Here is a 25,535-nt window from a genome sequence, read left to right as displayed (position 1 = left end):
TTGCATCGACATGACAGAGGGCCATTCTTTGAAAGAATGGTGGGTGGTACTGGGTTCGAACCAGTGACCCCCAGCTTGTAAGGCTGGTGCTCTACCAACTGAGCTAACCACCCACGCGATCATGCTGACTTACCAGATGAGACATGTTTCCGAATGCTTACTGATGGCGGACTGGACGGGACTCGAACCCGCGACCTCCGGCGTGACAGGCCGGCATTCTAACCAACTGAACTACCAGTCCATATCAGTAAAGCAATGATGAAAGCAGTGGCGGACTGGACGGGACTCGAACCCGCGACCTCCGGCGTGACAGGCCGGCATTCTAACCAACTGAACTACCAGTCCACTGCGTTGCATCGACATGACAGAGGGCCACTCTTTGAAAGAATGGTGGGTGGTACTGGGTTCGAACCAGTGACCCCCAGCTTGTAAGGCTGGTGCTCTACCAACTGAGCTAACCACCCGTCATGTGGCGAGGCATTCTACACGGGACCGCTCGGAAGTCAATGCGATTTTTTACTTCCATGATAAATCCGCAATAAAAAAGCAGTCTTCGAACCCAATGTCGCGCGCTCATCAACTTGCTCTGTTCGCGGCACGGCCACCGTGCCCATTAACCAACGGGCGTCACACCGTCATGCTGGCGCATAAAAGCGGCGGTTTCACCAGCCGCCGCACAAACTAACAGCGCTTGACTCAATCCGCTTGCGCGACGCGGCTGCCAGTCATGGTCACCATCGTCAAGCCAGCGCACAGTCGCACAACTCGGTAGCGCATACCCCTCTACCTCAACTTGGCTACCAAAAGGGTCTCGCGTCCCCTGAAGCACCAGCGTCGGGCACGAAAGATGCCCCCAGTGATCAAGACGCAACGTCTCCGGCTTACCTTTAGGGTGAAATGGGTAGCCACACAACACCAGCCCAGCAACCTCTTGACGATGTATGGCCAACAGACTGGCTACACGCCCACCCATAGATTTACCACCAAGCCATAGCGGTGACTGCGACACCTGCGACACCTGCGACAGGACGTCGCACATCTGTGCTAATTCACTCACCAGGCATTCAACTTTAGGCGGAGGCCGACGCCGGCCCTTTTTACGCATTTCGCGCAAATAGGCAAACTCCATTCCAAGGGTTTGCACCCCCTCGGCAGCCAATGCCTCGCGGTAGGCCAAAAGCATTTTACTATCCAGCCCAGCCCCCGCACCATGGGTGATAAGCAGCCGCCCGACACGGAATTGTCCTTGAACTGTCAGTACGCCTCCCGCCCCAAAAACCACGCTATCCAGGGGGTTAGGGTCCTCTGAAATGAGTAGACGGTTAAGCGCATACTGAGCCGAATCAGGCAGCGAATGAGAAACGTTATTAGACAACGGCTAGCTCTCCGAGTTCTCTGTAGTTAGGGTATCAGTTCATGTTAGAGACAGGCTGCGGTAGAATTCACAGTGGTTTTTGACCTATATCAATCTATGGGGCAGCACCTCGGGGCAGAATTCACCGGGTTATCCCCCAACCGCGTTCGATGGGAACTTGATCATGAGCACAGCACTGGAACATCCGACCTACAACTACAAGGTAGTTCGGCAGTTCGCGATCATGACCGTTGTGTGGGGCATCGTGGGCATGTCCCTCGGTGTGATCCTCGCCTCACAACTGGTCTGGCCCGAACTCAACCTTGGACTCCCGTGGACGAGCTTCGGTCGTCTGCGTCCACTGCACACTAATGCCGTTATCTTTGCCTTTGGCGGCTCGGCGTTGATGGGCACATCTTACTATGTCGTCCAAAGAACCTGCCAAACACGGCTATTCTCAGACAAGTTGGCAGCATTTACTTTTTGGGGCTGGCAAGCCGTTATTCTGTGTGCCGTCATCAGCCTTCCGCTGGGCTATACCACAACCAAGGAATACGCTGAGCTTGAGTGGCCAATCAACATCCTGCTCACTATTGTTTGGGTGAGCTATGCCATTGTGTTCCTCGGAACCATCAAGTTTCGCAAAACCTCGCATATCTACGTGGCCAACTGGTTCTATGCTGCCTTTATTTTGACAGTGGCGGTTCTGCATATTGTCAATAATGCAGCAATTCCTGTCACACCGATGTTCTCCAGCTCAATCTATGCTGGCGCGATTGATGCCATGGTGCAGTGGTGGTATGGCCACAATGCCGTAGGCTTCTTCCTGACAGCCGGCTTCCTTGGCATGATGTATTACTTCGTACCGAAGCAAGCTGAGCGTCCGATTTACTCCTACCGCTTGTCTATCGTGCACTTCTGGGCGCTGATTATGGTGTACATGTGGGCCGGCCCACACCACCTGCATTACACCGCTCTGCCCAACTGGACACAATCGCTGGGCATGGTGCTTTCCATCATTCTGCTTGCACCGTCTTGGGGCGGCATGATTAACGGCATGATGACGCTCTCGGGCGCTTGGCATAAACTGCGCACCGACCCGGTCTTACGCTTCTTGGTCGTCGCTTTATCGTTTTACGGCATGTCGACCTTCGAAGGCCCAATGATGGCAGTGAAAACAGTCAACGCACTGTCTCACTACACCGACTGGACTATCGGCCATGTTCACGCCGGCGCGCTGGGCTGGGTAGCCATGATCACTATCGGCTCGATGTACCATCTGATCCCGCGGCTATTCGGTCAGACCCAGATGTACTCTACCAACCTGATTGCTGCGCACTTCTGGCTAGCAACAATCGGTACCGTACTGTACATCGCTTCCATGTGGGTCAACGGCATCATGCAAGGCCTGATGTGGCGTGCGGTTAACCCCGACGGCACACTGATGTACACCTTCGTCGAATCTGTTGTGGCAAGTGGCCCAGGCTACCTTGTGCGCTTGATTGGTGGACTGTGCTGGCTAACTGGCATGCTGATCATGGCCTACAACGTCTACATGACTACACGCCGCCAGCAGAGCATCAACCAGCCGCTGCCACAGACTGTGTGAGCCAACAGGGAACGAGATTGCAATGAAACACGAAATTGTGGAGAAGAACGTCGGCTTACTTGCTGTGCTGATTCTGGTGGTGATCAGTTTCGGCGGCCTGGCAGAAGTTGTGCCGCTGATGTTCCAGAAAAAAACCAACGAGCCGGTCGAAGGTCTTGAGCCCTTGTCTGCCCTACAGCTCGCCGGGCGCGGCATTTATCGCCGCGAAGGTTGCGTAGGGTGCCACTCTCAGATGGTTCGTCCGTTCCGTGCAGAGACCGAGCGTTACGGCCACTACAGCGTGGCTGGCGAATCAGTGTATAACCATAACTTCCTGTGGGGATCCAAGCGTACCGGACCCGACTTGGCTCGTGTTGGTGGTCGTTACAGTGATGACTGGCACCGCGCTCACCTGTATAACCCACGCGATGTCGTTCCAGAATCGATCATGCCCGCCTACCCGTGGCTGTTCGAAAATGTCATGGACGGTGATGATATCGCTAAAAAGATGAGCGTTTTACGCACCCTGGGCGTGCCTTACACCGACGAGCAGATCGACGGCGCTAAAGCAGAGGTCAAGGGTCAGACTGAGATCACTGCGTTGGTCGCTTATCTGCAACAGTTGGGCACCGTTCTGAAGGATGCACGCTGAACATGGATACCGGGACAGTCCGCGGCATTGTCGTCATTATTCTGATCATCGCTTTTGTAAGCCTAACGATTTGGGCTTACTCCAAGCGACGTAAGCCAGACTTCGACGAAGCAGCTAACCTGCCATTCGCCGACGACAACAACCCGTCCGACCGTGACAACAATGCCTCCCACGAGGCCGCATCCCGACATGACAAGGGAGAGAGAAACACATGAACAACTTCTGGGATGACTCCTTATCCGGTTTCTGGAGCCTCTGGATCATTGTCATTACGCTAGGCACCATTGCCATCAGCGCATGGCTACTTTATGCCAACCGAAAAACTGACAAAACACCAGACGCTCAAGGGAATGTCGAGACTACCGGCCACGCTGCCGATGGCATTGAAGAATATGACAACCCGCTGCCACGCTGGTGGTTTTACCTGTATGTCGGCACCGTCATTTTCGCCTTGGGTTACCTGGTCCTCTACCCCGGCCTTGGCAACTATACCGGCGTGCTGCGCTGGACCCAGGTCGAACAGTATGAGCAGGAAGTCGCATACGCTGACGAGCACTTCGCCCCCATTTTCAAACAGTATCAGGAAGTACCAATTCCTGAGCTGGCTGAAGATGCCGAAGCCATGCAAGTTGCTGAGCGTATTTTCCTGAATAACTGCGCGGTCTGCCACGGCTCCAATGCTCAGGGTGGCTATGGGTTCCCCAACCTAGCTGACAATGACTGGCTATACGGCGGCTCACCTGAAAACATCACCATGACCATCAACAATGGTCGCAATGGCCTGATGCCCTCCTGGCAGCAGCTGGGTGAAAACAACATCGAAAACCTGACCCAGCATGTCTTATCGCTATCGGGTCATGAAGCTAACGAAGCCCAGGCTGCAGAAGGCGCTCAACTATTCGGCTCTGTATGTGCCGCTTGCCATATGCCTGATGGCACCGGCAACCCGGCGCTCGGTGCTCCTAACCTGACCAACGATGTTTGGCTATACCACAGACCAGGCCAGGAACTGGCTGACTCTATCCGTGAAACGCTCCGCAATGGGCGTAACGGACACATGCCAGCTCAGGCGGCCTACATTGGTGAGGATAAAGTTCACTTGGTCGCTGCTTACATCTACAGCCTCAGCCAGAAAGATGACTGACACTGAGTCACAGGGCTATAGCCCATTACGCTGAAACTACGGCGAAAGTAAAAAAAGGGTGTGGCCAGCGGTCGCACCCTTTTTCGTTAACTACAACGCTCGTTACACTGCATAAACCAGTACAATGCTCACAACATCTTAAGACAGGGCATCAGACCCTGCCAAACTTGACCTGTTGTCTGCCGTGAGACTGCCATGAGCAATAAGATTCCGACACAAGATGTCACTCCAGATCCGGTAAAGCAGTACCCTTCTGACGAAACAGTCACCCAAGAAATGTATGCCAACCGCAAACATATTTATGTGCGCGAAATAAAAGGGCTGTTTCAGCGCGTCCGGCGCGCTTCGAACTGGATACTAATGCTGGGCTTCTTTGTGTTGCCTTGGATTCCCTGGGGAGACCGGCCTGCTATCTGGTTCAATTTTCCAGGCCGTGAGTTCCACATTTTCAGCGCGACGTTCTACCCCCAAGAGTTCATGCTGTTGTCCTGGCTGTTAATCATTTGTGCCTTTGGCTTGTTTTTCATTACTGTTTTCGCTGGTCGCGTATGGTGCGGCTACACATGCCCCCAGAGCGTCTGGACGTTCCTTTTTATCTGGCTTGAGCATCGTATCGAGGGGCCACGCAACCGCCGCATCAAACTCGATAAGCGTAAGCTGGACGCCGATAAACTGAGTCGAAAAACACTCAAGCACAGTCTGTGGCTACTGATTGCTGTCGCTACCGGCATCACCTTCGTTGGATATTTCACCCCGATCCGGAGTCTGATATTAGACCTGCCCGTGCTGCAGGCAAGCGGCTGGTCCTATTTTTGGGTGGGTTTCTTTACCCTATTTACCTACCTCAACGCTGGCTGGTTGCGCGAGCAGGTGTGCATTTACATGTGCCCGTATGCCCGCTTCCAAAGCGTAATGTTCGACCGCGACACCCTAATTGTCTCTTATGACACCCAGCGTGGTGAGCCTCGGGGACGACGCAAGAAAAACCTGCCTCATGCAGAACTACAAGCCGCAGGACTGGGAGACTGCATCGACTGCGACTTATGCGTTCAGGTTTGCCCTACCGGCATCGACATTCGCGACGGGCTGCAGTACGAATGCATCACATGTGCGGCTTGTATCGACGCCTGTGACAGCGTTATGGATAAAATGGGCTACCCGCGCGGCTTGATTCGCTATACCACGGAAAATGCTCTGGAAGGTAAACCGACGCATATTTTCAGGCCCCGACTCATCGGCTACTTAGTGGCCCTGCTGATCACGATCGGACTGTTCTTCTGGGCTGTTGCTGACCGCAGTGCTGTCGGTTTTGACGTTGAGCGTGACCGCAACCAGCTCTATCGTGCTAACGCCAGCGGAGAGATCATCAACACCTATACGGTAGTGGTGCGCAACCTCGACCAGAGTGACCATACCTACCAGTTATCAGCCTCTGGCTTACCGGGTATCACACTAGATACCAGCGAAGTTAACGTACCTGCTGGTGCTTCTCGCCAAATGGTTATCGAGGCCAAAGCGCCAGCTGAAAGCATCACCCAGCCCAGCCATGGCATCATCCTGCACATTGAAGCCACCAATGGCGACATCTATCTTGAGCGCGACAGTCGCTTCCTGGGAGGCACCCGCTAATGGAAAAAAATACACAAGTCAGGCCGTGGTACAAAGAGTTCTGGCCATGGTTTCTGATCTCGTTATTGGCAGCATCCGTGATGTTCAGCCTGACGTTCCTATTCTTCTCGATCCGCTATTATGATGGCAGTATCGCAGAGGATTATTACAAGGACGGACTGGCCATTAACTCCCAGCTGGCCAAGCAGAAGCATGCCCAAAGCTTAGGTCTTCAAGCGAGTCTACTTGCTGATCCGCAAACCGGTGACATCGTGATTGACCTGGCCGGCGAACGTCGCCCAGATCAGCTCGTTCTGGATTTGATTTTCCCTACCGACGATGACCGCGATCAAACGCTGGTCCTAGAGCATGTCCGTGAAGGCCGCTATATCACATCGATTGACGCCCCCTTGCGCTATCGCTGGTATCTGCACCTGCAACCAGAAACAGGCAACGACAGTGAATGGCGCCTTACGGGCGAGGCCACCTTCCCTACGTCTGACACTATCTCTCTGACACCGGGTATTTGAGCGGCATCAATGACCGCAGCAACTGACCAAGCCCCAGCCAAGGCGCTCGACTGCTACCACTGTGGCAGCCGAGTGCCCAAAGGCGCCCCGTGGAGCCTTCGTCTCGACGACGTTGAGCACCCCCTGTGCTGTCCTGGCTGTGAAGCCGTAGCCCACGCCATCCTCAATGGCGGGCTAGAAAGCTATTACCGCTACCGCACCGAATTACCCGAGCGGCCAGATGAGCATCAGATTCACGCAGATACCTGGGCCATTTTCGATGATGCCGGGCTACAGCAACGCTTTATCCGTCACGAACCCGACGGAAACGGCATTAGCGTTACCTTGGCGGTGGAAGGCATCACCTGCGCCGCCTGCGCCTGGCTGATTGAGCACCGTCTTAATGCCATGCCAGGCATTCTTTCCAGTGCAATCAACCTCAGCCACCACCGCTTGCACGTCGCTTGGGACCCTGAGCGCTTACCGCTTTCACGAATTTTGGCGGAGCTAGCGGCCATCGGCTACCCCTCTCAACCCTATGAGCCGGATGCCGCTCAGATTCGCCTGCAGCACGAAGAACGCATGAGCATTCGCCGCCTGATCGTCGCCGCTGTTGGCATGATGCAGGTAATGATGTTTTCGATTCCACATTACTTTGCCAACGAAGGCAGCATCAGCGCCGATTTCAGCGCCCTGTTTCTATGGCTGTCCTTCGCCCTGACGACGCCTGTCGTCCTGTTTTCAGCTCAGCCTTTTTTTGTCGGCGCGCTACGCGATATTCGCAGCCGCCAGCTAGGCATGGATGTTCCGGTCTCGCTGGCCATCGGCTCAGCCTACCTTGCCAGCGCCTGGGGCGTACTGTTCGGCGGCGATATCTACTTTGATTCCGTCGTCATGTTCACATTTTTCTTACTCTTTGGCCGTTATGTGGAAATGCGCGCACGGCGACACAGTGGCCGCATCGGCAATGCACTCGCTCAAGTGCTACCGCTCTCGGCAACTCGCTTGGACGACAACGAACAAGAGCGCATTCTTCCCGCAAATGAGCTGCACGAAGGTGACCGGGTGCTCGTCAAGCCGGGCCACGGTGTACCAGCCGACGGCATTATTGAAACGGGCGAATCACGCCTTGACGAATCTATGCTCAACGGCGAGTACCTTCCCGTCAGCCGCGGCCCCGGCGATAACGTGACGGGCGGTAGCCAGAACATCACCAGCCCGCTGGTCGTTAGGGTGACCCGCGCTGGCAAAGATGCTCGAGCGGCCAGCATTCTCGATCTAACCGACCGGGCTTTTGCTCATCGCCCAAAAATCGCTGAAAATACCGCCCGTCTGGCACACCATTTCGTACTTCAGGTGTTGATTCTGTCGATCGTCGTCGGCGTTGCCTGGTGGTTTATTGACCCACAACGTGCTTTTTGGGTAACGCTATCGGTGTTGGTCATCACCTGCCCTTGCGCACTGGCTCTCGCCACGCCCACGGCACTAACGGCAGCCCATGGCCAATTACGCCGCCGCGGTGTCTTGATTACTCGCGCAGATGCTCTGGAAACGCTGGCACAGCTGGATCGCGTAATATTTGATAAAACCGGCACACTAACCGCTGGCAAAATGACACTGGTTGATGTTCAGCCCGCCAGACCACACGATAAAACCACTCAAAGGACCAGCACTGACAGCGTTTTTGATAAAGTGCAGCTCACACGCATCGCAGCAGCCTTAGAAACCCAGTCAGAACACCCTATCGCACGCGCCTTTACCCCGTGGCGCGACTATAGCCTGAACGCCGACACGATCATTAACCACCCCGGCCAAGGACTAGAAGGACGGTTACTCAATCACCAGTGGCGGCTAGGTAAACCAGAATTTTCCGCACCTGAGCATGCTCTAACAGCACCCGACAGCGGACAATGGCTGCTGTTAAGTGAAGAGGGTCAACCCCGCGCCTGGTTCCGGCTCAACGATCAACTACGCGAAGACGCCGCCCAAACCGTTGCCGCCCTCGATGCCTTAGGTCTCGGCGTTGAGCTACTATCAGGCGATACCGACGCGGCCACCCAGTCCATGGCCGACAAATTAAACATCACTCACTGGCAAGGCGGAGTCAGCCCAGAGGGTAAGCTTGAGTACCTTCGGCAACGACAGTCCGACGGCCTGCGCGTAGCCATGGTGGGTGATGGTATCAACGACATTCCGGTACTCGCGGGGGCGGATGTGGCAATTGCCATGAATAGCGCCACTGATCTGGCACGCACTCGCGCCGATGCGGTCCTGTTAGGCCCTCGTCTCATGCGCATCGTCGACGCTATTGTGGTCAGTCGCGCTACGCGCCGCATCGTCACGCAAAACCTTACCTGGGCGCTGGTTTATAATGTTGCTGCCCTGCCCCTGGCCATGATGGGGTTTGTAACCCCTTGGATTGCCGCTATCGGCATGTCGGCAAGCTCACTTGTTGTGGTCACCAATGCCCTACGCCTGAGCCGTCACACCCCACTGCCAAAGGAAGTGGCATTGCTCTCGGAGACCTCCAGCACATGACTGTCCTTTTTTTCTTGATTCCTCTAACGCTAATCCTGCTGGCATTCGCTGTATGGGCATTTTTCTGGGCCGTCAGAAACGATCAGTTTGATGACCTAGAGGGCCCAGCCTATCGAATCCTCTTCGATGACGACGAAAACGATCTTCCGATAGATCAACGCAGCCAAAACCCAGCAAACGCTGAGCCTGACAACTCAGACGAGCCACCCATTCGGCCGTCTGAAAACCCAGCATCCAAGGACAAACACAGCTGATGGACCCCACTGGACTCAATCTTCCTCCGCTACTGGCTGCTTTTATTTTTGGCCTACTCGGCGGGGCTCATTGTATTGGTATGTGCGGCGGCATTATGGGCGCACTAAGCATGGCGGTACCACCCAGCATGCGTAACCCAGCGCGCATGACCGGCTTATTGCTAGGCTATAACTTAGGCCGTATTGCCAGTTATATGGTGGCCGGCACCCTAGTGGCGTTTCTCGGCACACTGATTGGCGTAGCGCCGGGGGCTCGCTTGGCATTGCAGCTACTGGCTGCAGCCATGATGATTATGATGGCGCTGTATATTGCCGACTGGTGGAAAGGCTTAACTCGCGTTGAGGCCCTGGGACGCTATCTGTGGCGCTACCTGGAACCTGTTGGCCGCCGCCTGATGCCGGTGGTCAGTATTCCTAAGGCGATTCTGATGGGTAGTGTCTGGGGCTGGCTGCCCTGCGGCTTGGTCTATTCCATGCTGAGCTGGAGTCTCGCCATCGGCACCCCCTTAGAGGGAGCCATGCTAATGGGGGCTTTTGGCTTAGGTACCTTACCCGCGCTGCTAGCCACTGGCTTTGCTGCACGCCAGCTGACCCTCTTAATGCGCCACCGAGCAACACGCTGGATCGCCGCCCTAACCATTATCGGTTTCGCGCTGTGGCAGTTATGGGCCGTGTTAACAATCGGTCATCATGGCTAACCGTCTGCCAACCAATTGACTTAGCTCAACTCAGGTATTTTGAGAAGGATTACCATGGCCGAACAGCCTGTTCTGGAGCCTGGGAATGCCTGTCAGCCACACTGCCAACCCTTACTTGCTATCGGCCGGTGCCCGATCACCACAGCCTGACAAGGCCGCCTCAAGCCATAGTCAGCATCGACTAGCCAAGTCCATCAAGACGGGTCATCAACAGACCCGCCCCCTTTCTGTCAGTCTCCGGTTTCCCTTTTGTCACCACCGCTGCCTACATTGCATGCAAACGCAGCATCACAATGTCAGCAGAGCAAGCATCACACACTACCTCAAGCATTTTTCTCACCAGTTGTCTCAAATCGCCCTGCAGTTGGGTGAAGCGCGTCAAATACAGCAACTGTACTGGAGCGGTGGCAACCCAGCAGCGCTCTCATTAGACCAGATGAGCCTGCTTGTCGATGACATCACCGAAAGCTTTTCACTCATCAGCGACACACAACTCGATTTCAGTATTGATCTGCCCCCTCGGGACACCAGCCTATTGATGCTTCGTCACCTCCAGGCACTGAGCGTGAACCGCATCAACTTCCGAGTTATTGAGCTTGATCCTAAGGTGCAGTTACGTATTGGCCACCCTCAGCCGAGCCGTCTGCTGGAACCGTTAATTGACGAAGTGCAGCGCCTCGGCCTTCGCTCACTCGGCCTAGACCTGTGGATTGGCCTACCCGAACAAACCGAACAAGGCCTCACCAACACACTACACCGGCTCATTGAACTAGCCCCTTCACGTCTGAGGCTGTTTGATTTTTGCTACGATCCCAGCCGCTTTCCAGCTCAAGCCGTGCTAACACCGCATCTGACTAACACTACCCGTACCAGCCACCTGCACGAGATGGCGCGAAAAGTGCTCAATAACGCTGGCTACGAAGCCATTTCTACAAAGGCCGACCACCCCACATCCCCCATTCCGAAACACTGCCTCTATGCCCGCCAGGGTGCCGAATTAACGGATGCCATTGCACAGCAGCACCGATGGCAGACTTGCGAGCAACTGACTATCGGGCCAAATGGACGCGTTTTACAATAGAGCTGACACCCAACGAGACACAGAATACTCAACCGGCAAGCCAAGCTCCCTTGATCCACTGTAAGAAACCTCCATAATAGGGCCAGAGCCAATTTTAAGGAGGACAGCATGTCGGATATTGCAGCCAACTGGCGACGCTCACTTTTGCAAGAGACGCGCTGCCAGACCTGCAGCCTCAGCTCGCTGTGCCTACCGCTGGCACTTCAGCTGGAGGACATGGACCAGTTCGACGCTATCATACGTCGCCGTTCACCACTGAAAAGAGGTGAGGTGCTGTTTCATCAGAACGACAGCTTCCGCAGCGTTTATGCCGTACGCTCAGGCAGCCTTAAGCAGACCACTACTGAAGGCTGTGGCGATGAACAGTTGACCAACTTCTACCTTCCCAGCGAGCTAATAGGGTTGGATGGCATTGATGAGCAAGCCTATATGGGTACCGTGGTCGCACTAGAAACAACCACGGTGTGTGAAATTCCTTTTGACCGTCTGGACAGCCTCTCCGAAAACCTTCCTGACCTGCGAGCCCAGCTGTTTCGCAGCATGAGTAAGGAAATCCGCGATGATCGGCGCATGATGCGCTTGCTGTCACGCAAAACGGCAGACCAACGCCTCGCCACTTTTCTGACTGGGTTATCAGACCGCTTTCGTCGCCGTGGTTATTCGCCTTTCAGCTTCCGCCTCCCCATGTCTCGGGCCGATATCGGCAACTATCTAGGCCTAGCGGTGGAAACGGTCAGCCGCATTCTCAGCCGCTTTCAGCAACAGGGGTTAATTTCTGTGTCAGGCCGCGAAGTGAACATTCTCAACTTCGACACCCTGGTTGAGGTAGCTGAACAGGAAAGCTGCCGTTAGCGCCCATCATTTTTTATGATCAACGCACCAAGCAGCAGCTAAACCACTCAACACTCCTGCTGGATATCAATTCGTCTGTCCCGCATGCTGGCTTGCTTGTTTTCCAGGCCAGCAAAATCAAACAGCTCGCGATCAGCCAGTTGCGACGGGGCCACATTGGTTACAGCCTTGAACATACTGTCCAGTCGCCCAGGATGATTACGCTCCCAGTCACTAAGCATTTCCTTGATCACCTGACGCTGCATGTTGGGTTGCGAACCACACAAATTACAGGGAATAATCGGGAACGCCATACGCTGCGAGAACTCGATAATATCGGCCTCACGACAATACGCCAGTGGACGAATCACCACGTTTTTACCATCATCAGATAGCAGCTTGGGCGGCATAGCCTTGAGGCTTCCGCCGAAAAACATGTTCAAAAACAGCGTTTCAAGAATGTCCTCACGATGATGCCCCAGCGCAATCTTGTTAGCACCAATCTGTTCTGCAAACCCATATAGCGAGCCACGCCTGAGCCGCGAACACAGCGCACAGGTCGTCTTGCCTTCGGGGGTTTTCTCTTTCACCACCGAATAGGTATCGCGCTCAAGGATATGGTATTCAACACCCAGCCCTTCCAGGTAGTTGGGCAAAACGTGTTCAGGAAACCCCGGCTGCTTCTGGTCCAGGTTAACCGCCACCAACGAAAAGTTGACGGGCGCATTGCGCTGAAGGCTGCGCAGAATCTCTAGCATGGTGTAGCTATCCTTGCCTCCGGATAAGCACACCATCACTCGATCCCCCTCATTGATCATCTGATAATCAATGATGGCATTACCTACTTGCCGTCTCAGACGTTTGTGCAACTTATTAAAATCACGGCGTGCTTTTTCATTGCGACTATCGCGCGCGCCATGTTTGCGCTGCTTGGCGGGGTCAGCCAACGCGTCAGGATATACGTCACGCGTCTCAAGCGTGCTACCAGTCTGCGAGCCTTCAAAAAGTTGCTCAGCGTTCTGGTGAGGATCAAAAACAGCGGCATCTTGCATAATCAGGGCGCTACCAGTGCGTCAGGGATAGACAGCCGCCTATCCTACCATTGCCACGGGCTGTGATCGAAATCTGATTACTCACCAGATCAATAACAGCCGCCCCTGCGACACAAGTAAAACCTAGGAATATTCCAGGTGGAAACGGTGCGACAAACGTTGCTTGAGTTCTTTGACGATATGTAACGACTCACGCAACAGGTCACGCTCCAAAGACGACAGCTCTTGAGTTTTTAGTAAGTTCGTTGGCACAGGCTCCCCCTCGACGTTGACACTGACCAATTGCTGGCTTAGTCGCAGCTCGATAAACAGCGCTAACGCTTCACCAAGGTCTTCAGCAAAATGCTCATCCAGTCGCCCTGCCGCAACCAAGGCGTCAAGGCGCTCCAAGGTCGAGGTCGCCAACACCCGACTCTCCAGCGCCATCACTCTAACGCCATGAACAATAGGAAAAATACCACCCTTTTTGATATCGATACCTTGGCGCGATTTTTTAAGCGAGCCGAAGAAAGTCAGCGGCGTGGCAAACCCCAGCGCCGGACGGGCCAATGTTGAAAGTAGCAGCTGGTCGCGTGTGCAGCATTCAAACAGCCACTCCCTCAAGCGATCAAGCAATGCCGTATTACCCGCAACACCACTGGCATCCAGCAAAATAACTAATTTCATCAGGCTGTCGCCATCGCGCGCCTCAGCCCAATGAGCAATTCGTTTGCGCCACTCACTTTCGGTACCACACCACTCGGGATTAGATACCATAATATTGCCAGGGCAAGAGGGGTAGCCCAAAGCAATCAGTGTCTGCGTCAGTTTTTGCATAGTGCGCTCAAGCGCTGGCCATTCGAGACCATCTTCGATAATCAGCCCATTGTCCTGATCGGTCTTGAGAATTTGCTCTCCTCGGCCTTCACTCCCCATCACAATCAAACAGGCACTCTGATCAAAGGCATCACCCACAACAAAATTCCATGCCTTGCTCATGATGCGTCCGTTAATCGCCGACAGCAGCCCCATGGCAAAGCGCAGCTTGATGCCTTGGCTCATCAACGCCCTTACCAGTGATTCCTGTCGATGACTGGCCGCAGCCAGCGCTTCCAGGTTATCCGCTTGCTCTACCTGTAGCGCAATGGCATGGCTACGGCTCGAGAAATAATCCAGCACATCTGTTAGCTCAACCACACCGACCGCTTGGTCCTGACTCACCACCACCACTCGCGACACCTGATGACGTGTCATACTGACCAGTGCCTCAAAGAGATACTGGCCGGGAGTCACCGAGATCAGGCGATAGTTCGCCACGTCTTCCGTCGGTGTTTGCTGCGACAGTCCCTGCAAGACAAGCGCGTTAAGTAAGTCAGTTTTTGTGACCACGCCCAGCCCTTGATCACTCGTCACCAACAGACTGTCTGCATGACCTTTATCTAGACAGCGCACGGCTTCAGCAATACTGGCATCAGATGTCAGACAAAGAGGATCACGCATGCAGTCGCTCACCTGAGCCAACATGAAGCCTGTCATTCCAACGCCGCCTTCATTTCGGTGCGCAGTGATAAGCCGCGCTTTTTCCGATAAACGCAAGCGAAAGAAGTTAGCAAAGTCTAACGAAGCATCACACAGCGACATGAACAACGCCGCAGACAATAAATAACAGCGACTATCCTGCGTCGCGCAAAACCGGTAACGACTCGTACCATTAAAAACGCTAATGGCTCCGAACGTATCACCCTCACAGAAACGCCCTATCTGGGCGTCAGCTCCAGAGCGATCTGGATCAAGCTCAATAATTTCGCCCGACTGAACAATATAGACATGCTCACCCGGCGCACCTTTTTCGATAAGTACAGCACCCGCCGGATACGTCACTAACACTGCGTTACTGCACAGCTTTTGCTGTGCCTGCTTGTCAAGCAGGCTGAATGGTACCCGTGAGAGATCTATCTCAACCATATCCAGAACCCTCTTGCATGGAGTGCTATCTCGAAAAATACCACCGAGCCTGCCCCCAGTTTCCGTAAAGGCCAATACTCACAATGATCGGCCCCTCCTGAATTGAGGTTAACAAAAGAGACATACACTCCAGTATCTAGACCATGGTTCTAACAGCGACTGTTATCTCGCATTTTGTCACTCCGTTTATCGCTCACAACCGAGAACCAAGCTAGACAATCGTCCTAGAAGCCACCATTTCATGACAAGGCATGCCAATAAAAAACAATGTATCTTGTTGTTTTAAATAAAAATAAAAAATACTTTTTTATTATAAAAATCTAATGATACGAAAGTATGGGATTCTATTTATACGTTTTTTGCTCAGCATGACTCATGAGACAAAACTAGAGCACTGGGCATTAATTGCTCTGGCACACGCTTGAAAATGGTCAGTAATTCTCACGTATCCAGGTCTGATTCGGCGGGCAACTAACGCGCACTTTAGCTAAAAGCTCGAAGCTCTAGACTCAGAACGACACTTCAATAACAAACGGGGAATACCACTCATGGCAGACGAACAAACACCCAAAGTGGAATCCAATGATTACTGGAAGTCTAACGTCAGGCTCATTTTTGGCTGCCTGTTCGTATGGGCATTGGTTTCCTATGGCTTCGCTATTCTGCTACGCCCATTACTCTCGGGCATTGCCGTTGGCGGAACAGATCTTGGCTTCTGGTTTGCCCAGCAGGGCTCCATCCTGACATTCATCGTCATCACGTTTTTCTATGCCTGGCGCATGAATAGCCTAGATAAAAAATATGGCCTCGGGGAGTAAAATAATATGAGCCAATATGCAATCAATCTTCTCTTTGTAGGGGCATCATTTGCCCTCTACATTGGTATCGCCATCTGGGCACGCGCGGGATCGGCCAAAGATTTCTACGTTGCCGGTGGCGGTGTACACCCCATTACTAATGGCATGGCTACCGCTGCTGACTGGATGTCCGCTGCATCCTTTATTTCCATGGCGGGTCTTCTCGCGTCTGGCGGCTATGCCAACTCTAGCTTTTTGATGGGCTGGACCGGTGGCTATGTGCTGCTGGCCATGCTGCTTGCGCCTTACCTGCGTAAATTTGGCAAATTCACCGTACCCGACTTTATCGGCGACCGCTACTACAGCCGCACCGCTCGGCTGCTGGCAGTAATCTGTCTGATCATCGCGTCGGTAACCTATGTTATCGGCCAGATGACGGGAGCCGGTGTTGCCTTCTCACGCTTTCTTGAAGTTAGCAATACCTGGGGCATCTGGATCGCTGCGCTGATTGTGTTCTTATACGCCGTCTTTGGCGGCATGAAGGGCATCACCTACACTCAGGTAGCTCAGTACGTCGTACTGATCATTGCTTACACCATTCCGGCAGTATTTATTTCGCTGGAACTGACCGGTAACCCGATTCCAGGCCTTGGCTTGTTCAGCGACTACAAAGAGGCAGGAGAGCCACTACTCACCAAACTCGATGATGTCATTGTTGCTCTAGGCTTTCACGACTACACCGCCGATATCGATAACAAACTGAACATGGTGCTGTTCACCCTGTCATTGATGGTTGGTACTGCTGGTCTGCCACACGTTATCATCCGCTTCTTCACCGTTCCCAAGGTTGCTGATGCTCGTTGGTCTGCGGGCTGGGCTCTGGTGTTCATCGCCCTGCTATACCTGACCGCTCCTGCGGTTGGTGCCATGGCACGCCTCAACCTGATGACCACCGTCTATCCGGAAATGGTTGGCGAAAACTACGAACAAGCAGCACTCAACCCGATTTACTACGAAAACCGTCCAGAGTGGATCAAAACCTGGGAAGAAACTGGCCTGATCACCTTTGATGACAAAAACGACGATGGCCGTATCCAGGTTTACAACGATAAGAACGAAGAGTTTGCTCCAGTAGCGGCCGAGCGTAACTGGAAAGGCAACGAGCTGTACGTCAACAACGACATTCTGGTTCTGGCTAACCCCGAGATTGCCAACCTTCCACCTTGGGTCATCGGTTTGATCGCCGCGGGGGGGATTGCAGCAGCACTGTCGACCGCCGCAGGGCTACTGCTGGCTATCTCATCAGCCATCAGTCATGACTTGATCAAAACAATGATTAACCCAGGAATCTCTGAGAAATCAGAAATGCTGACGGCTCGGATATCCATGGGGGGCTCCATTCTCTTGGCGACCTATCTCGGACTGAATCCGCCAGGTTTTGCAGCACAAACAGTGGCACTTGCCTTCGGTATTGCCGGTGCGTCACTGTTCCCAGTGCTGATGATGGGTATCTTCTCCAAGCGCATGAACAACGTGGGTGCCGTTGCTGGCATGCTGACGGGCCTTTGCGCTACCTTGCTGTACATCTTTACGTACCTGGGCTGGTTCTTCATTCCGGGCACTAACATGCTGCCGAACACACCCGACAACTGGATCTTCGGCATCTCGCCGCTATCCTTCGGGGCTGTAGGTGCCATCCTCAACTTCACTGTGGCCTTCTTGGTATCTCGCGTCACAGCGGCACCACCGCAACACATTCAGGACCTCGTAGAAAGCGTGCGTTACCCGAAAGGTGCTGGTAAGTCGATCGTTCACTGAGGATAATTCCTTCACGCGTACCGCTTGAGTGGTACACCACACAACGTCGGGCTTCCTTCGGGAAGCCCGACTGCTGTCAGGATACGGGTTATGCTATGGCATTTAATTGCGGCGATTTTCGCCGGACTAGGCTGCGCAGGTATCGCACTACTACTGCGCAAACTGAGTGGGCAGCGACTACCCCGCTGGATCATTCCGGCATTCGCGGGGCTCGGTATACTGGGCTATCAGGTTTATCAGGAATACCATTGGTTCGAACATAAACAACAACAACTGCCACCCGAAACACAGCTAATCAGCACTGAACAACGCTCAATGATCTGGCGTCCTTGGACATTTTTGTTCCCCATCACCAACGCTTTCACGGTGGTAGACAACGCCTCCCACAGCGAAACGGGCAGTAGCGACATTGTCACCTTCCAGCTGTATCACTTTGAGCGCGCATATCCAGACCGAGTCAGCCATCATCCGTCATTACTGAACTGCACAACGCGAGAATTAGTGCCACTCGACAAAGAGAATGGCCAACCGATGGTTAAAGACATGCGACGCTTGGCTGAGGACTCCGCTCTATATCAATATCAGTGCGCCAACCAATAACAAAGCTTGAGATAGCGCAGCCACCCACGGGACTCTAGAATAGACTCACCACAAGGAGGCTTAAATGTTCGCTGGCTGGCTGCTGATTGCTGTTTCGCTACTGTATATCGCCGTGCTGTTCACCATTGCTTGGCACGGTGATCGTCAGGCAAGGCGCCACGGTGCCTCACGCCGCCGCCCCGTCATCTACAGCCTGGCACTGGCCATCTACTGCACTTCCTGGACCTTTCATGGAACCGTCGGCCAGGCCGCCACCTCAGGCTGGTCATTTGCCAGTATTTTTATCGGCCCAGCCATCACCATGCTGCTGTTCTGGCCAGTGCTGGCCAAGATGATTCGCGTCGCCAAGCACCAGAACGTCACCTCTATCGCCGATTTCATTGCCTCGCGCTATGGCAAAACCCAATCCTTGGCCGCCTTTGCCAGCCTAGTCGCACTCATCGGCACCCTGCCTTACATCGCCCTGCAGTTAAAGGCCGTCTCTAGCAGCTTTAGCCAGTTAACGCTGGCTTCTGACATTACTCGAACTCCATTGATCGGTGACACCGCATTTTATGTCGCTGTTATTATGGCGATATTTGCGATTCTTTTTGGCACCCGTCACACAGATGCCACCGAACATCACGAAGGTTTGATTCAAGCGGTCGCTTTTGAGTCACTGGTCAAGCTCGTCGCCTTCCTCACCTTAGGTGCCTACGTCACCTGGGGCATGTTTGATGGTTTGAGCGACCTCTTAGCGTTTGCCGACATACAGCTGGAGTTACAGCGCCAATTGGTCGAACAAGACTTCGGCCAAAGTTTCTGGGCACAAACACTCTTGGCCATGCTTGCCGTACTTTGCCTGCCGCGCCAATTCCATGCAGCAGTGGTTGAAAACACACACCGCGATGATGCCGCCATGGCTCGCTGGCTGTTCCCACTGTATTTGGTTGCCTTCGCATTTTTCGTACTCCCGCTGGCCGCTGCAGGCCTGACGCTATTTGCTGATGGTAGCGTGGAACCGGACAGTTTCGTGCTCGCACTGCCTATGGCCAGCGGCAGCAATTGGCTGACCCTTTTAACCTATATCGGCGGATTTTCAGCCTCTACCGGCATGGTCATCGTCGCTGCCGTTGCCGTATCAATCATGATTTCCAACGAAATTGTCATACCTGCGCTCTTCCGCCTGCATTGGTTCGACACCAAAGCGCGAGATTACGGCCGCCTTGTGCTACGTACCCGTCGCATTACTATCGCAGCAGTACTGGGCATGGCCTATGGCACCTACAAGCTAATTGGTGAGTTCGGCTCCCTGGCATCTATCGGTATGCTGTCTTTTGCCGCAGCAGCCCAATTTGCCCCTGCAGTTATTGGCGGCCTGTACTGGAAGCGCGGCAACCGAATGGGCGTCATTGCCGGAATGGTCACTGGCTTCGCCATCTGGACCTATAGCTTACTGCTCCCAGCCATGATTAACGCGGGGGTATTGCCCTCTCATTGGCTCAGTGGCGGCCCATTGGGCATAGGCTTTCTGTCACCAATTTCTTTACTGGGGCTAAATGTCGGCGACAGTTTCACCCATGGCGTGATGTTCTCGCTGGGCCTGAACCTAGCCTGTTATATTTTTATTTCTCAAATAACACCACAACGCGTGGTAGAGCGCATACAGGCCTCTCTTTTCGTTGACAGCGTGGAAACGCGACAAACTTCCGTCAACCGGCCCTGGACTGGTGCCACCACCGTCAACGACCTTAAGGTGTTATGTGAACGCTTTCTGGCACCGGAGCAGGTTAATCGAGCCTTCAGTGATTATGCACAACGCGCTGGCATCACCCTTGAAGACAACACTCGCGCGTCTATCGATATCATCCAGTTCACCGAACGCCTGCTAGCGTCAGTTCTAGGGGCCTCTTCAGCACGAATCGTCGTCAACTCGGCACTCCAAGGCCGTGGCATTGGGATTTCAGATGTTATTTCCATTGTTGATGAAGCCTCTCAAGTGCTGGAGTTCAATCGCGCCCTGCTCCAAGCCACTATCGAAAATATTAACCAAGGCATCGGCGTCGTTGACCAGAACCTCCGCCTGGTGGTCTGGAATCAACGCTACCTAGAGCTGTTCCGCTTTCCTGACCACTTAATACGCGTTGGCGCGTCAATGGAGCGAATTTTTCGCCACAACGCTCACAACGGCGAATACGGGCCGGGCGACCCAGAAGAGCATGTCGAACAATTGCTGGGTAATATCCGCCAAGGCCACCCTCATCGCTATGTGCGCTACCGCCAAGACGGCAGTGTGCTAGAAGTGCAGGGTACACCCATGCCTGGCGGCGGCTTTGTGTACACCTACCAGGACATCACTCAGCAGAAAAAAGTTGAGGAAGAGCTGATTCTTTCTCAAAACAATATACGCATCTATACCGATAACGTACCGGCACTGATCGCCTATTTTGATAAAGAATGCCGCTACCTGTTTACCAACCGTGCTTATGAACAAGCGTTCGACATCGACCGTGCCAGCGTGATTGGTAAGCCCCTGTGGGAGGTCATGTCAGAACATATGGTCAATGAGCGGGCCCCATGGCTGGAGCGCGCTCTTGACGGCGAGCGCGTCAATTTCGAAGTATCGCTACGCATGACAACGGGCCTTCATTATATGCTGGTCACCTACACGCCCCACTTTGATAACAGTGGCGATATTCTTGGATTTTTCTCTCTCTACCAGGATATTACCGAGCGTCGTCGAGCCGAGATTGCCCTTAAGGAAACCAATGAAACCTTGGAAGAGCGAGTGCGCGAGCGCACCCAGGCTCTGTCTGCCGCGAACTCGGCGCTACGCCAAGAAAACCGCGTGCGGGCTGAGGCTGAACAAGCGCTGCGCCATGCCAAGCAACTTGCCGAAACCGCTAATGCCTCTAAAACTCGCTTCCTGGCAGCGGCCAGCCACGACCTGTTACAGCCACTTAACGCAGCACGGCTGTTTACCTCGGCACTCTCACAGCAGTTTGAAGGCGGCGAAACCAAACGCACCATTAATCACATCGACAACTCGCTACAAGCCGCTGAGGAGCTTCTCAGTACACTGCTGGACATCTCCAAGCTGGATGCTGGCGCTCTGACACCCAAACGCACTCACTTCGCCCTGGCAGACATTACGCAACCCTTACGCGCAGAATTTGATGTCATGGCTGCTGATCGCGGCTTGGACTTTCATGTTGTACCTACCCGCTGCTGGGTCGATAGCGACCCTCAGATGCTTCGTCGCATCATCCAGAACTTTCTGTCCAACGCAATTCGCTACACTCAACAAGGCCGTGTACTGCTAGGGTGCCGACGCAGAAAAAACCATTTGGTTATCGAGGTATGGGATAGCGGCCCCGGCATCCCAGACGCCAAGCTCAGTGAAATATTCCAGGAGTTCAAACGACTCGACCAAGTATCGCGACACAAAGAAAGTGAGCGCGGTCTGGGCCTTGGGTTATCGATCGCTGATCGCATGAGTCGCGTGCTGGATCACCCTATTCAAGTCAGGTCCAAGATGGACCAGGGTACAGTTTTCAGCATCAGAGTCCCCATGGTGCAAAGTGGGCAATCCGCCAGCAGCGAGACGACCAACGTGAAACGTGCCGGAAATAAACTGGCTGGCAAGCGTATTCTATGTATCGATAACGAAACGCTGATTTTGGAAGGCATGAAAGCCATGCTGACAGGCTGGGGCTGTGACGTGCATACCGCAACATCAATCAGCAGCGCAAAAACCGTACTCCGCCACTTAAACGGCGACCCTGACGCCATCCTAGCCGACTATCACCTAGATAACGAAGTCACCGGCCTAATGGCCATTGACGCTCTCTCGGAACGCCTAAGCAGTGACGTGCCAGGTATCATCATCACCGCCGATCGCACCGAAGAGGTTGCTGAACAAATCAAGCGTGACGGCTTCCACCTATTGCTCAAGCCCGTTCGCCCTGCCGCGTTACGCGCACTGCTGACTCGAACCCTGCAAGCCAGCCAAGCCATGGAGCGCGCCGAAAAAATGTAGCACCACGGCTTCTGGCGTTAACCTCATTTGTGACCAGACGGTTGTTGAAGCGAACGTCAGGCTGCCCCACCTGGCAACGCTTCCGTTTTTTCACGCCGCTGCTCTATGCCGCGCGGCCAAGCGTAAAGCAACGCTTTCATAAGCGTTGCCAGGGGAATAGCGAAAAACACCCCCCAGAACCCCCAGATACCACCAAAAAACAACACTGCAAGAATGATGGAAACCGGATGCAGATTGACAGCTTCTGAAAACAGCAGCGGAACGAGCACGTTGCCATCAATGGCCTGAATAACGGCATAGGCAAACAAAACATAGAAAAACTGATCACCCAAACCAAACTGAAAGCCCGCTACTGCCATGACCGGCAAAGTCGCCACAGCCGCACCGATAAAAGGCACCAGCGTGGAAAGCCCGACCAACACCGCCAACAGCGCAGAATACCGCAACCCAAGGAAAGTGAAGACAATAAAGGCAACGCTAGCAACGATGATAATTTCGATGAACTTCCCGCGCACGTAGTTCGCTATCTTATTGTCCATTTCATGCCATACCCGACCCATCAAGTCTCGCTGACGTGGCAGCAATGAAACAGCAAATCCCACCAGCTGATTACTGTCCTTGAGCATAAACAGCACCAGTATAGGCACTAGCACAAGATAGATGATTAGCCCCATCACGTTGCCTAACGAGGCCAACGACAAAGTCACCGCATGCTGCCCCAGCAGCGTTACTTCACGGCTTGCCATGCCAATCCAGGTCTGAATTTGATCCGGCGTAACGAGCTGTGGGTACAACACCTGTAAGTCATCCACCATCTTGCGACCACTGGCTAACATGCGTGGTAACTCGTGCATGAGGTTAGCCATTTGGCTCCAGATCAATGGCAAAAGAATGAACGCTATGATCAATAGAATGCCGATGAACACTAAATAAACCAGAGCGATTGCCAACAACCCCGGCACGCGATGCCGAGTCAGAAAGTTCACCCCACCCTGCAGCAAAAAGGCAATGATCAGCGCGGTAAAAAAAGGTGCCAGCATTTTTCCGAAAAAAATGACACAGGCAAACCCCAGTACCAGCACAATAAGCATGACCACGGCTTCTTCATCCGAGAAGTACTGCTCCATCCAACCACGAAACAATGAACGCAGTGTCATGTCGTTACCTCTTTTCCCTTACGAATCCAGAAATAATAAATGCCGTCACGCTCCTCGCGCGCTTCCAGTTCATGCGTGCTGAGTTCAACAAACGACACAACATCGCGCCAAGCACCCGCATCCGTAGCCATGACTTCCAATAACTGACCAGACGATAGCCGAGACAGCGCCTGCTTTGTTTTAAGCAAAGGCAGCGGACATGGAAAACCGCAGGCATCAAGCACGTCATCAGGCTGCATAGCTATGAAGTCTCCAAAAAGAAAATGACGAAACACCCCTGTCAACCACACGCAAAACTGCCGCCAGAGTAACGAATCGACAACAGCCCAGTGTAAATAAAGGCACTTTATATAGCGAATCAATGTCTGACAAAATGCTGTAGCCTGTACCTATGTTTACCGATGAGGCTTCTCAATGCTTCGCTACGCCCTGACCTGGCTTATCACGCTGCTTCTGAGCTTGTCTGTGATGGTTTCTGCGCTATCTCCCGCATGGAGCCAGACCAATCTCGACCTGTCACTGCCCAGCCTAACCAGCAGCAACACTCAAGTAATCAACGGTGAGGAAGTCCGCTTAGGGCGTGCTTGGTTACGCCAGTTTCGAGCCCACGCACCAGCCTGGGAAGATCCAATTAGTGAAGACTACGTCAACACACTGGTGGCCCGCTTACTGCCACACAGCGAACTCTCCGGTATCGACACCGTTGTGACTCTGGTGGCCAGCGACCGACTGAACGCCTTCGCTGTTCCTGGTGGAGTTATCGGAATTAATGCTGGCCTATTTGCCTTCGCTGAGCAAGAAGCCGCCATGGTTTCAGTACTCGCCCACGAACTAGGTCACCTTTCACAACGCCATTACGCACGCGGCAAGGCCCGCGCAGAGCAAATGCGATTGCCTGCCATGGCAGCCATGCTGGCGGGAATGCTTGTTGCTGCCAGCGGTGGCGGCGACGTGGGCATTGCCGCCGCAGTCGGTTCACAGGCAGCGTTGTATCAAGACCAGCTCGCCTATTCACGCCGCTTTGAACAGGAAGCCGACCGCATTGGCCTTCAGGCCATGGCAAGTGCCGGCTACGACCCTCAAGCAACGGTTGACTTATTCCGCACCATGCAGCGCCAACTCACGTTGCAGGGCGGTAATCCACCAGAATTTCTGCTTACTCACCCACTCACCGAGTCGCGCATTACTGATGCCCAGTCCCGCGCTAACCAGATTCAAGTGACTCATCCCCGCGCTGAAGATCTGGCCTATCACCTGGTTCGTGCCCGAGCGCTGCTGGCGATTTATGATCGCGACCCCAGCCAGGCTGCAACACGATTGAAGCGCAGCAACCCTCCCGAGGCGGCTCAACGTTATCTGGCCGCGTTAATTGATGCAGAAAAAAAACAGACCGACAGCGCTCTTAGGCAACTGGATACCCTCGCCCAGGCGCATCCCGACCTGGCGATGCTGCCAGCATCAGCAGTTGACGTCGCGCTAAAAGCAGGGCGCGTCAATGACGCAATTGAGCGAGCACGCAGGCAACTGCGCCTGATGCCAGGCTACCAACCCACACAACTGATGCTGGGCGAAGCATTGCTACAGACCAACCCCAATGACGCGTATTTTATACTCAATGAACTAGCTGACCAGCGGCCCGAAGACCCTCAGGTATTTGCCCTGCTAGCCGAGGCCGCTGGCCGCAGTGAACGTGAGGCCTGGGGGCACTTGGCACGGGCCGAGCACCAGCAACTAACGGGGCATATTGACCGCGCAATTCAACAGCTTGATGTTGCTCAAGAGATCGCCAAGCGACATAACGACCTAACGGCATCCAATCGTATAAAGCAGCGTCGCGAGGCATTTATTGGCTACCGAGAAACCATGGAAGAATTCCAGTAGCCAATAACGGT

Annotated in this window: 21 protein-coding genes and 4 tRNA genes; 16 read left to right on the top strand and 9 right to left on the bottom strand. The window is 53.8% G+C overall.

Features of this window, described 5'->3' with window-relative positions; translation table 11 throughout:
• Positions 1 to 37: 37 nt before the first annotated feature.
• The 5 genes from H616_RS0112880 to H616_RS0112860 form a co-directional block, all read right to left on the bottom strand.
• Positions 38 to 113, bottom strand: a tRNA-Val gene (locus H616_RS0112880).
• 51 nt (positions 114 to 164) lie between these two features.
• Positions 165 to 241 (bottom strand) — tRNA-Asp (locus H616_RS0112875).
• A gap of 27 nt (positions 242 to 268) precedes the next feature.
• A tRNA-Asp gene (locus H616_RS0112870) sits at positions 269 to 345 on the bottom strand.
• 43 nt (positions 346 to 388) lie between these two features.
• Positions 389 to 464: transfer RNA gene (locus H616_RS0112865), tRNA-Val, on the bottom strand.
• Positions 465 to 613: 149 nt separating this feature from the next.
• Positions 614 to 1,375: an alpha/beta family hydrolase gene (locus H616_RS0112860; protein WP_240470598.1), complete on the bottom strand. Its 762-nt coding sequence runs from the start codon at positions 1,373 to 1,375 to the stop codon at positions 614 to 616.
• 163 nt (positions 1,376 to 1,538) lie between these two features.
• On the opposite strand from H616_RS0112860, the gene ccoN reads away from it, so the two are divergent.
• The 11 genes from ccoN to fnr all read left to right on the top strand — a co-directional run bounded on the left by ccoN (position 1,539) and on the right by fnr (position 12,278).
• Positions 1,539 to 2,963 carry a cytochrome-c oxidase, cbb3-type subunit I gene (ccoN, locus tag H616_RS0112855; protein WP_027967725.1) on the top strand — a complete coding sequence of 475 codons (1,425 nt, stop codon included), beginning with the start codon at positions 1,539 to 1,541 and terminating at the stop codon, positions 2,961 to 2,963.
• Between the two features lie 22 nt (positions 2,964 to 2,985).
• Entirely contained in the window at positions 2,986 to 3,594 is a 609-nt protein-coding gene (gene ccoO, locus H616_RS0112850) for a cytochrome-c oxidase, cbb3-type subunit II (RefSeq protein WP_027967724.1), read from the top strand.
• 2 nt (positions 3,595 to 3,596) lie between these two features.
• Positions 3,597 to 3,809, top strand: a complete 213-nt coding sequence (locus H616_RS0112845; RefSeq protein ID WP_027967723.1) for a CcoQ/FixQ family Cbb3-type cytochrome c oxidase assembly chaperone — start codon at positions 3,597 to 3,599, stop codon at positions 3,807 to 3,809.
• A complete protein-coding gene (ccoP, locus tag H616_RS0112840) occupies positions 3,806 to 4,738 on the top strand; it encodes a cytochrome-c oxidase, cbb3-type subunit III (protein WP_027967722.1) in 933 nt (310 codons plus the stop codon). Before H616_RS0112845 ends, ccoP begins: the two co-directional genes overlap by 4 nt.
• 195 nt (positions 4,739 to 4,933) lie before the next feature.
• A complete protein-coding gene (ccoG, locus tag H616_RS0112835; protein ID WP_027967721.1) occupies positions 4,934 to 6,367 on the top strand; it encodes a cytochrome c oxidase accessory protein CcoG in 1,434 nt (477 codons plus the stop codon).
• Positions 6,367 to 6,876 (top strand): FixH family protein, encoded by a 510-nt coding sequence (locus tag H616_RS0112830; RefSeq protein ID WP_027967720.1) that lies wholly within the window; start codon positions 6,367 to 6,369, stop codon positions 6,874 to 6,876. The genes ccoG and H616_RS0112830 overlap by 1 nt, the downstream gene beginning before the upstream one ends.
• 9 nt (positions 6,877 to 6,885) lie before the next feature.
• Positions 6,886 to 9,393: a heavy metal translocating P-type ATPase gene (locus H616_RS0112825; RefSeq protein WP_027967719.1), complete on the top strand. Its 2,508-nt coding sequence runs from the start codon at positions 6,886 to 6,888 to the stop codon at positions 9,391 to 9,393.
• Positions 9,390 to 9,647, top strand: coding sequence for a cbb3-type cytochrome oxidase assembly protein CcoS (gene ccoS / locus H616_RS15300; protein ID WP_051234292.1), 258 nt, complete (start codon positions 9,390 to 9,392; stop codon positions 9,645 to 9,647). The genes H616_RS0112825 and ccoS overlap by 4 nt, the downstream gene beginning before the upstream one ends.
• Positions 9,647 to 10,345, top strand: a complete 699-nt coding sequence (locus H616_RS0112815) for a sulfite exporter TauE/SafE family protein (protein ID WP_027967718.1) — start codon at positions 9,647 to 9,649, stop codon at positions 10,343 to 10,345. Before ccoS ends, H616_RS0112815 begins: the two co-directional genes overlap by 1 nt.
• Positions 10,346 to 10,430: 85 nt before the next feature.
• On the top strand, positions 10,431 to 11,426 hold the full coding sequence (locus tag H616_RS15295) for a radical SAM protein (RefSeq protein ID WP_027967717.1): 996 nt from the start codon (positions 10,431 to 10,433) through the stop codon (positions 11,424 to 11,426).
• 108 nt (positions 11,427 to 11,534) lie between these two features.
• The gene (gene fnr, locus H616_RS15025; protein ID WP_051234291.1) at positions 11,535 to 12,278 is read left to right on the top strand and encodes a fumarate/nitrate reduction transcriptional regulator Fnr; all 744 of its coding nucleotides are present in this window, start codon (positions 11,535 to 11,537) and stop codon (positions 12,276 to 12,278) included.
• 47 nt (positions 12,279 to 12,325) lie between these two features.
• Here fnr and ttcA read toward each other — a convergent pair whose 3' ends face one another.
• Both ttcA and H616_RS0112795 read right to left on the bottom strand, forming a co-directional pair.
• A complete protein-coding gene (ttcA, locus tag H616_RS0112800; protein WP_084155909.1) occupies positions 12,326 to 13,309 on the bottom strand; it encodes a tRNA 2-thiocytidine(32) synthetase TtcA in 984 nt (327 codons plus the stop codon).
• Positions 13,310 to 13,432: 123 nt separating this feature from the next.
• Complete coding sequence (locus H616_RS0112795) at positions 13,433 to 15,253, bottom strand: DUF294 nucleotidyltransferase-like domain-containing protein (RefSeq protein ID WP_027967715.1); 1,821 nt, start codon at positions 15,251 to 15,253, stop codon at positions 13,433 to 13,435.
• Between the two features lie 548 nt (positions 15,254 to 15,801).
• Between H616_RS0112795 and H616_RS0112790 the strand changes: the two genes are divergently transcribed.
• From H616_RS0112790 to H616_RS0112775, 4 genes are all read left to right on the top strand, one after another.
• Positions 15,802 to 16,071, top strand: coding sequence for a DUF4212 domain-containing protein (locus H616_RS0112790; RefSeq protein ID WP_027967714.1), 270 nt, complete (start codon positions 15,802 to 15,804; stop codon positions 16,069 to 16,071).
• Between the two features lie 6 nt (positions 16,072 to 16,077).
• Positions 16,078 to 17,868 carry a sodium:solute symporter family protein gene (locus H616_RS0112785; RefSeq protein ID WP_027967713.1) on the top strand — a complete coding sequence of 597 codons (1,791 nt, stop codon included), beginning with the start codon at positions 16,078 to 16,080 and terminating at the stop codon, positions 17,866 to 17,868.
• A gap of 90 nt (positions 17,869 to 17,958) precedes the next feature.
• Complete coding sequence (locus H616_RS0112780; protein WP_027967712.1) at positions 17,959 to 18,468, top strand: hypothetical protein; 510 nt, start codon at positions 17,959 to 17,961, stop codon at positions 18,466 to 18,468.
• A gap of 64 nt (positions 18,469 to 18,532) precedes the next feature.
• Entirely contained in the window at positions 18,533 to 22,486 is a 3,954-nt protein-coding gene (locus H616_RS0112775; RefSeq protein ID WP_027967711.1) for a hybrid sensor histidine kinase/response regulator, read from the top strand.
• 56 nt (positions 22,487 to 22,542) lie between these two features.
• On the opposite strand, the gene H616_RS0112770 is transcribed toward H616_RS0112775, so the two are convergent.
• Both H616_RS0112770 and H616_RS0112765 read right to left on the bottom strand, forming a co-directional pair.
• A complete protein-coding gene (locus tag H616_RS0112770) occupies positions 22,543 to 23,643 on the bottom strand; it encodes an AI-2E family transporter (RefSeq protein WP_027967710.1) in 1,101 nt (366 codons plus the stop codon).
• Entirely contained in the window at positions 23,640 to 23,882 is a 243-nt protein-coding gene (locus H616_RS0112765) for a sulfurtransferase TusA family protein (RefSeq protein WP_051234290.1), read from the bottom strand. The genes H616_RS0112770 and H616_RS0112765 overlap by 4 nt, the downstream gene beginning before the upstream one ends.
• 175 nt (positions 23,883 to 24,057) lie before the next feature.
• On the opposite strand from H616_RS0112765, the gene H616_RS0112760 reads away from it, so the two are divergent.
• Positions 24,058 to 25,524 carry a M48 family metalloprotease gene (locus H616_RS0112760; RefSeq protein WP_027967708.1) on the top strand — a complete coding sequence of 489 codons (1,467 nt, stop codon included), beginning with the start codon at positions 24,058 to 24,060 and terminating at the stop codon, positions 25,522 to 25,524.
• The last annotated feature ends 11 nt before the right edge of the window (positions 25,525 to 25,535 follow it).

Origin of the sequence: Halomonas halocynthiae DSM 14573, from assembly GCF_000425725.1 — a bacterium.
Lineage (GTDB): Bacteria > Pseudomonadota > Gammaproteobacteria > Pseudomonadales > Halomonadaceae > Halomonas > Halomonas halocynthiae.
This window is presented reverse-complemented; position numbering and strand designations above follow the sequence as displayed.

Bases quoted from the DNA above. Each gene is read 5' to 3' on its own strand.
- ccoN (WP_027967725.1), top strand. From the start codon at position 1,539: ATGAGCACAGCACTGGAACATCCGACCTACAACTACAAGGTAGTTCGG.
- ccoO (WP_027967724.1), top strand. From the start codon at position 2,986: ATGAAACACGAAATTGTGGAGAAGAACGTCGGCTTACTTGCTGTGCTG.
- H616_RS0112845 (WP_027967723.1), top strand. From the start codon at position 3,597: ATGGATACCGGGACAGTCCGCGGCATTGTCGTCATTATTCTGATCATC.
- ccoP (WP_027967722.1), top strand. From the start codon at position 3,806: ATGAACAACTTCTGGGATGACTCCTTATCCGGTTTCTGGAGCCTCTGG.
- ccoG (WP_027967721.1), top strand. From the start codon at position 4,934: ATGAGCAATAAGATTCCGACACAAGATGTCACTCCAGATCCGGTAAAG.
- H616_RS0112830 (WP_027967720.1), top strand. From the start codon at position 6,367: ATGGAAAAAAATACACAAGTCAGGCCGTGGTACAAAGAGTTCTGGCCA.
- H616_RS0112825 (WP_027967719.1), top strand. From the start codon at position 6,886: ATGACCGCAGCAACTGACCAAGCCCCAGCCAAGGCGCTCGACTGCTAC.
- ccoS (WP_051234292.1), top strand. From the start codon at position 9,390: ATGACTGTCCTTTTTTTCTTGATTCCTCTAACGCTAATCCTGCTGGCA.
- H616_RS0112815 (WP_027967718.1), top strand. From the start codon at position 9,647: ATGGACCCCACTGGACTCAATCTTCCTCCGCTACTGGCTGCTTTTATT.
- H616_RS15295 (WP_027967717.1), top strand. From the start codon at position 10,431: ATGCCTGTCAGCCACACTGCCAACCCTTACTTGCTATCGGCCGGTGCC.
- fnr (WP_051234291.1), top strand. From the start codon at position 11,535: ATGTCGGATATTGCAGCCAACTGGCGACGCTCACTTTTGCAAGAGACG.
- ttcA (WP_084155909.1), bottom strand. From the start codon at position 13,309: ATGCAAGATGCCGCTGTTTTTGATCCTCACCAGAACGCTGAGCAACTT.
- H616_RS0112795 (WP_027967715.1), bottom strand. From the start codon at position 15,253: ATGGTTGAGATAGATCTCTCACGGGTACCATTCAGCCTGCTTGACAAG.
- H616_RS0112790 (WP_027967714.1), top strand. From the start codon at position 15,802: ATGGCAGACGAACAAACACCCAAAGTGGAATCCAATGATTACTGGAAG.
- H616_RS0112785 (WP_027967713.1), top strand. From the start codon at position 16,078: ATGAGCCAATATGCAATCAATCTTCTCTTTGTAGGGGCATCATTTGCC.
- H616_RS0112780 (WP_027967712.1), top strand. From the start codon at position 17,959: ATGCTATGGCATTTAATTGCGGCGATTTTCGCCGGACTAGGCTGCGCA.
- H616_RS0112775 (WP_027967711.1), top strand. From the start codon at position 18,533: ATGTTCGCTGGCTGGCTGCTGATTGCTGTTTCGCTACTGTATATCGCC.
- H616_RS0112770 (WP_027967710.1), bottom strand. From the start codon at position 23,643: ATGACACTGCGTTCATTGTTTCGTGGTTGGATGGAGCAGTACTTCTCG.
- H616_RS0112765 (WP_051234290.1), bottom strand. From the start codon at position 23,882: ATGCAGCCTGATGACGTGCTTGATGCCTGCGGTTTTCCATGTCCGCTG.
- H616_RS0112760 (WP_027967708.1), top strand. From the start codon at position 24,058: ATGCTTCGCTACGCCCTGACCTGGCTTATCACGCTGCTTCTGAGCTTG.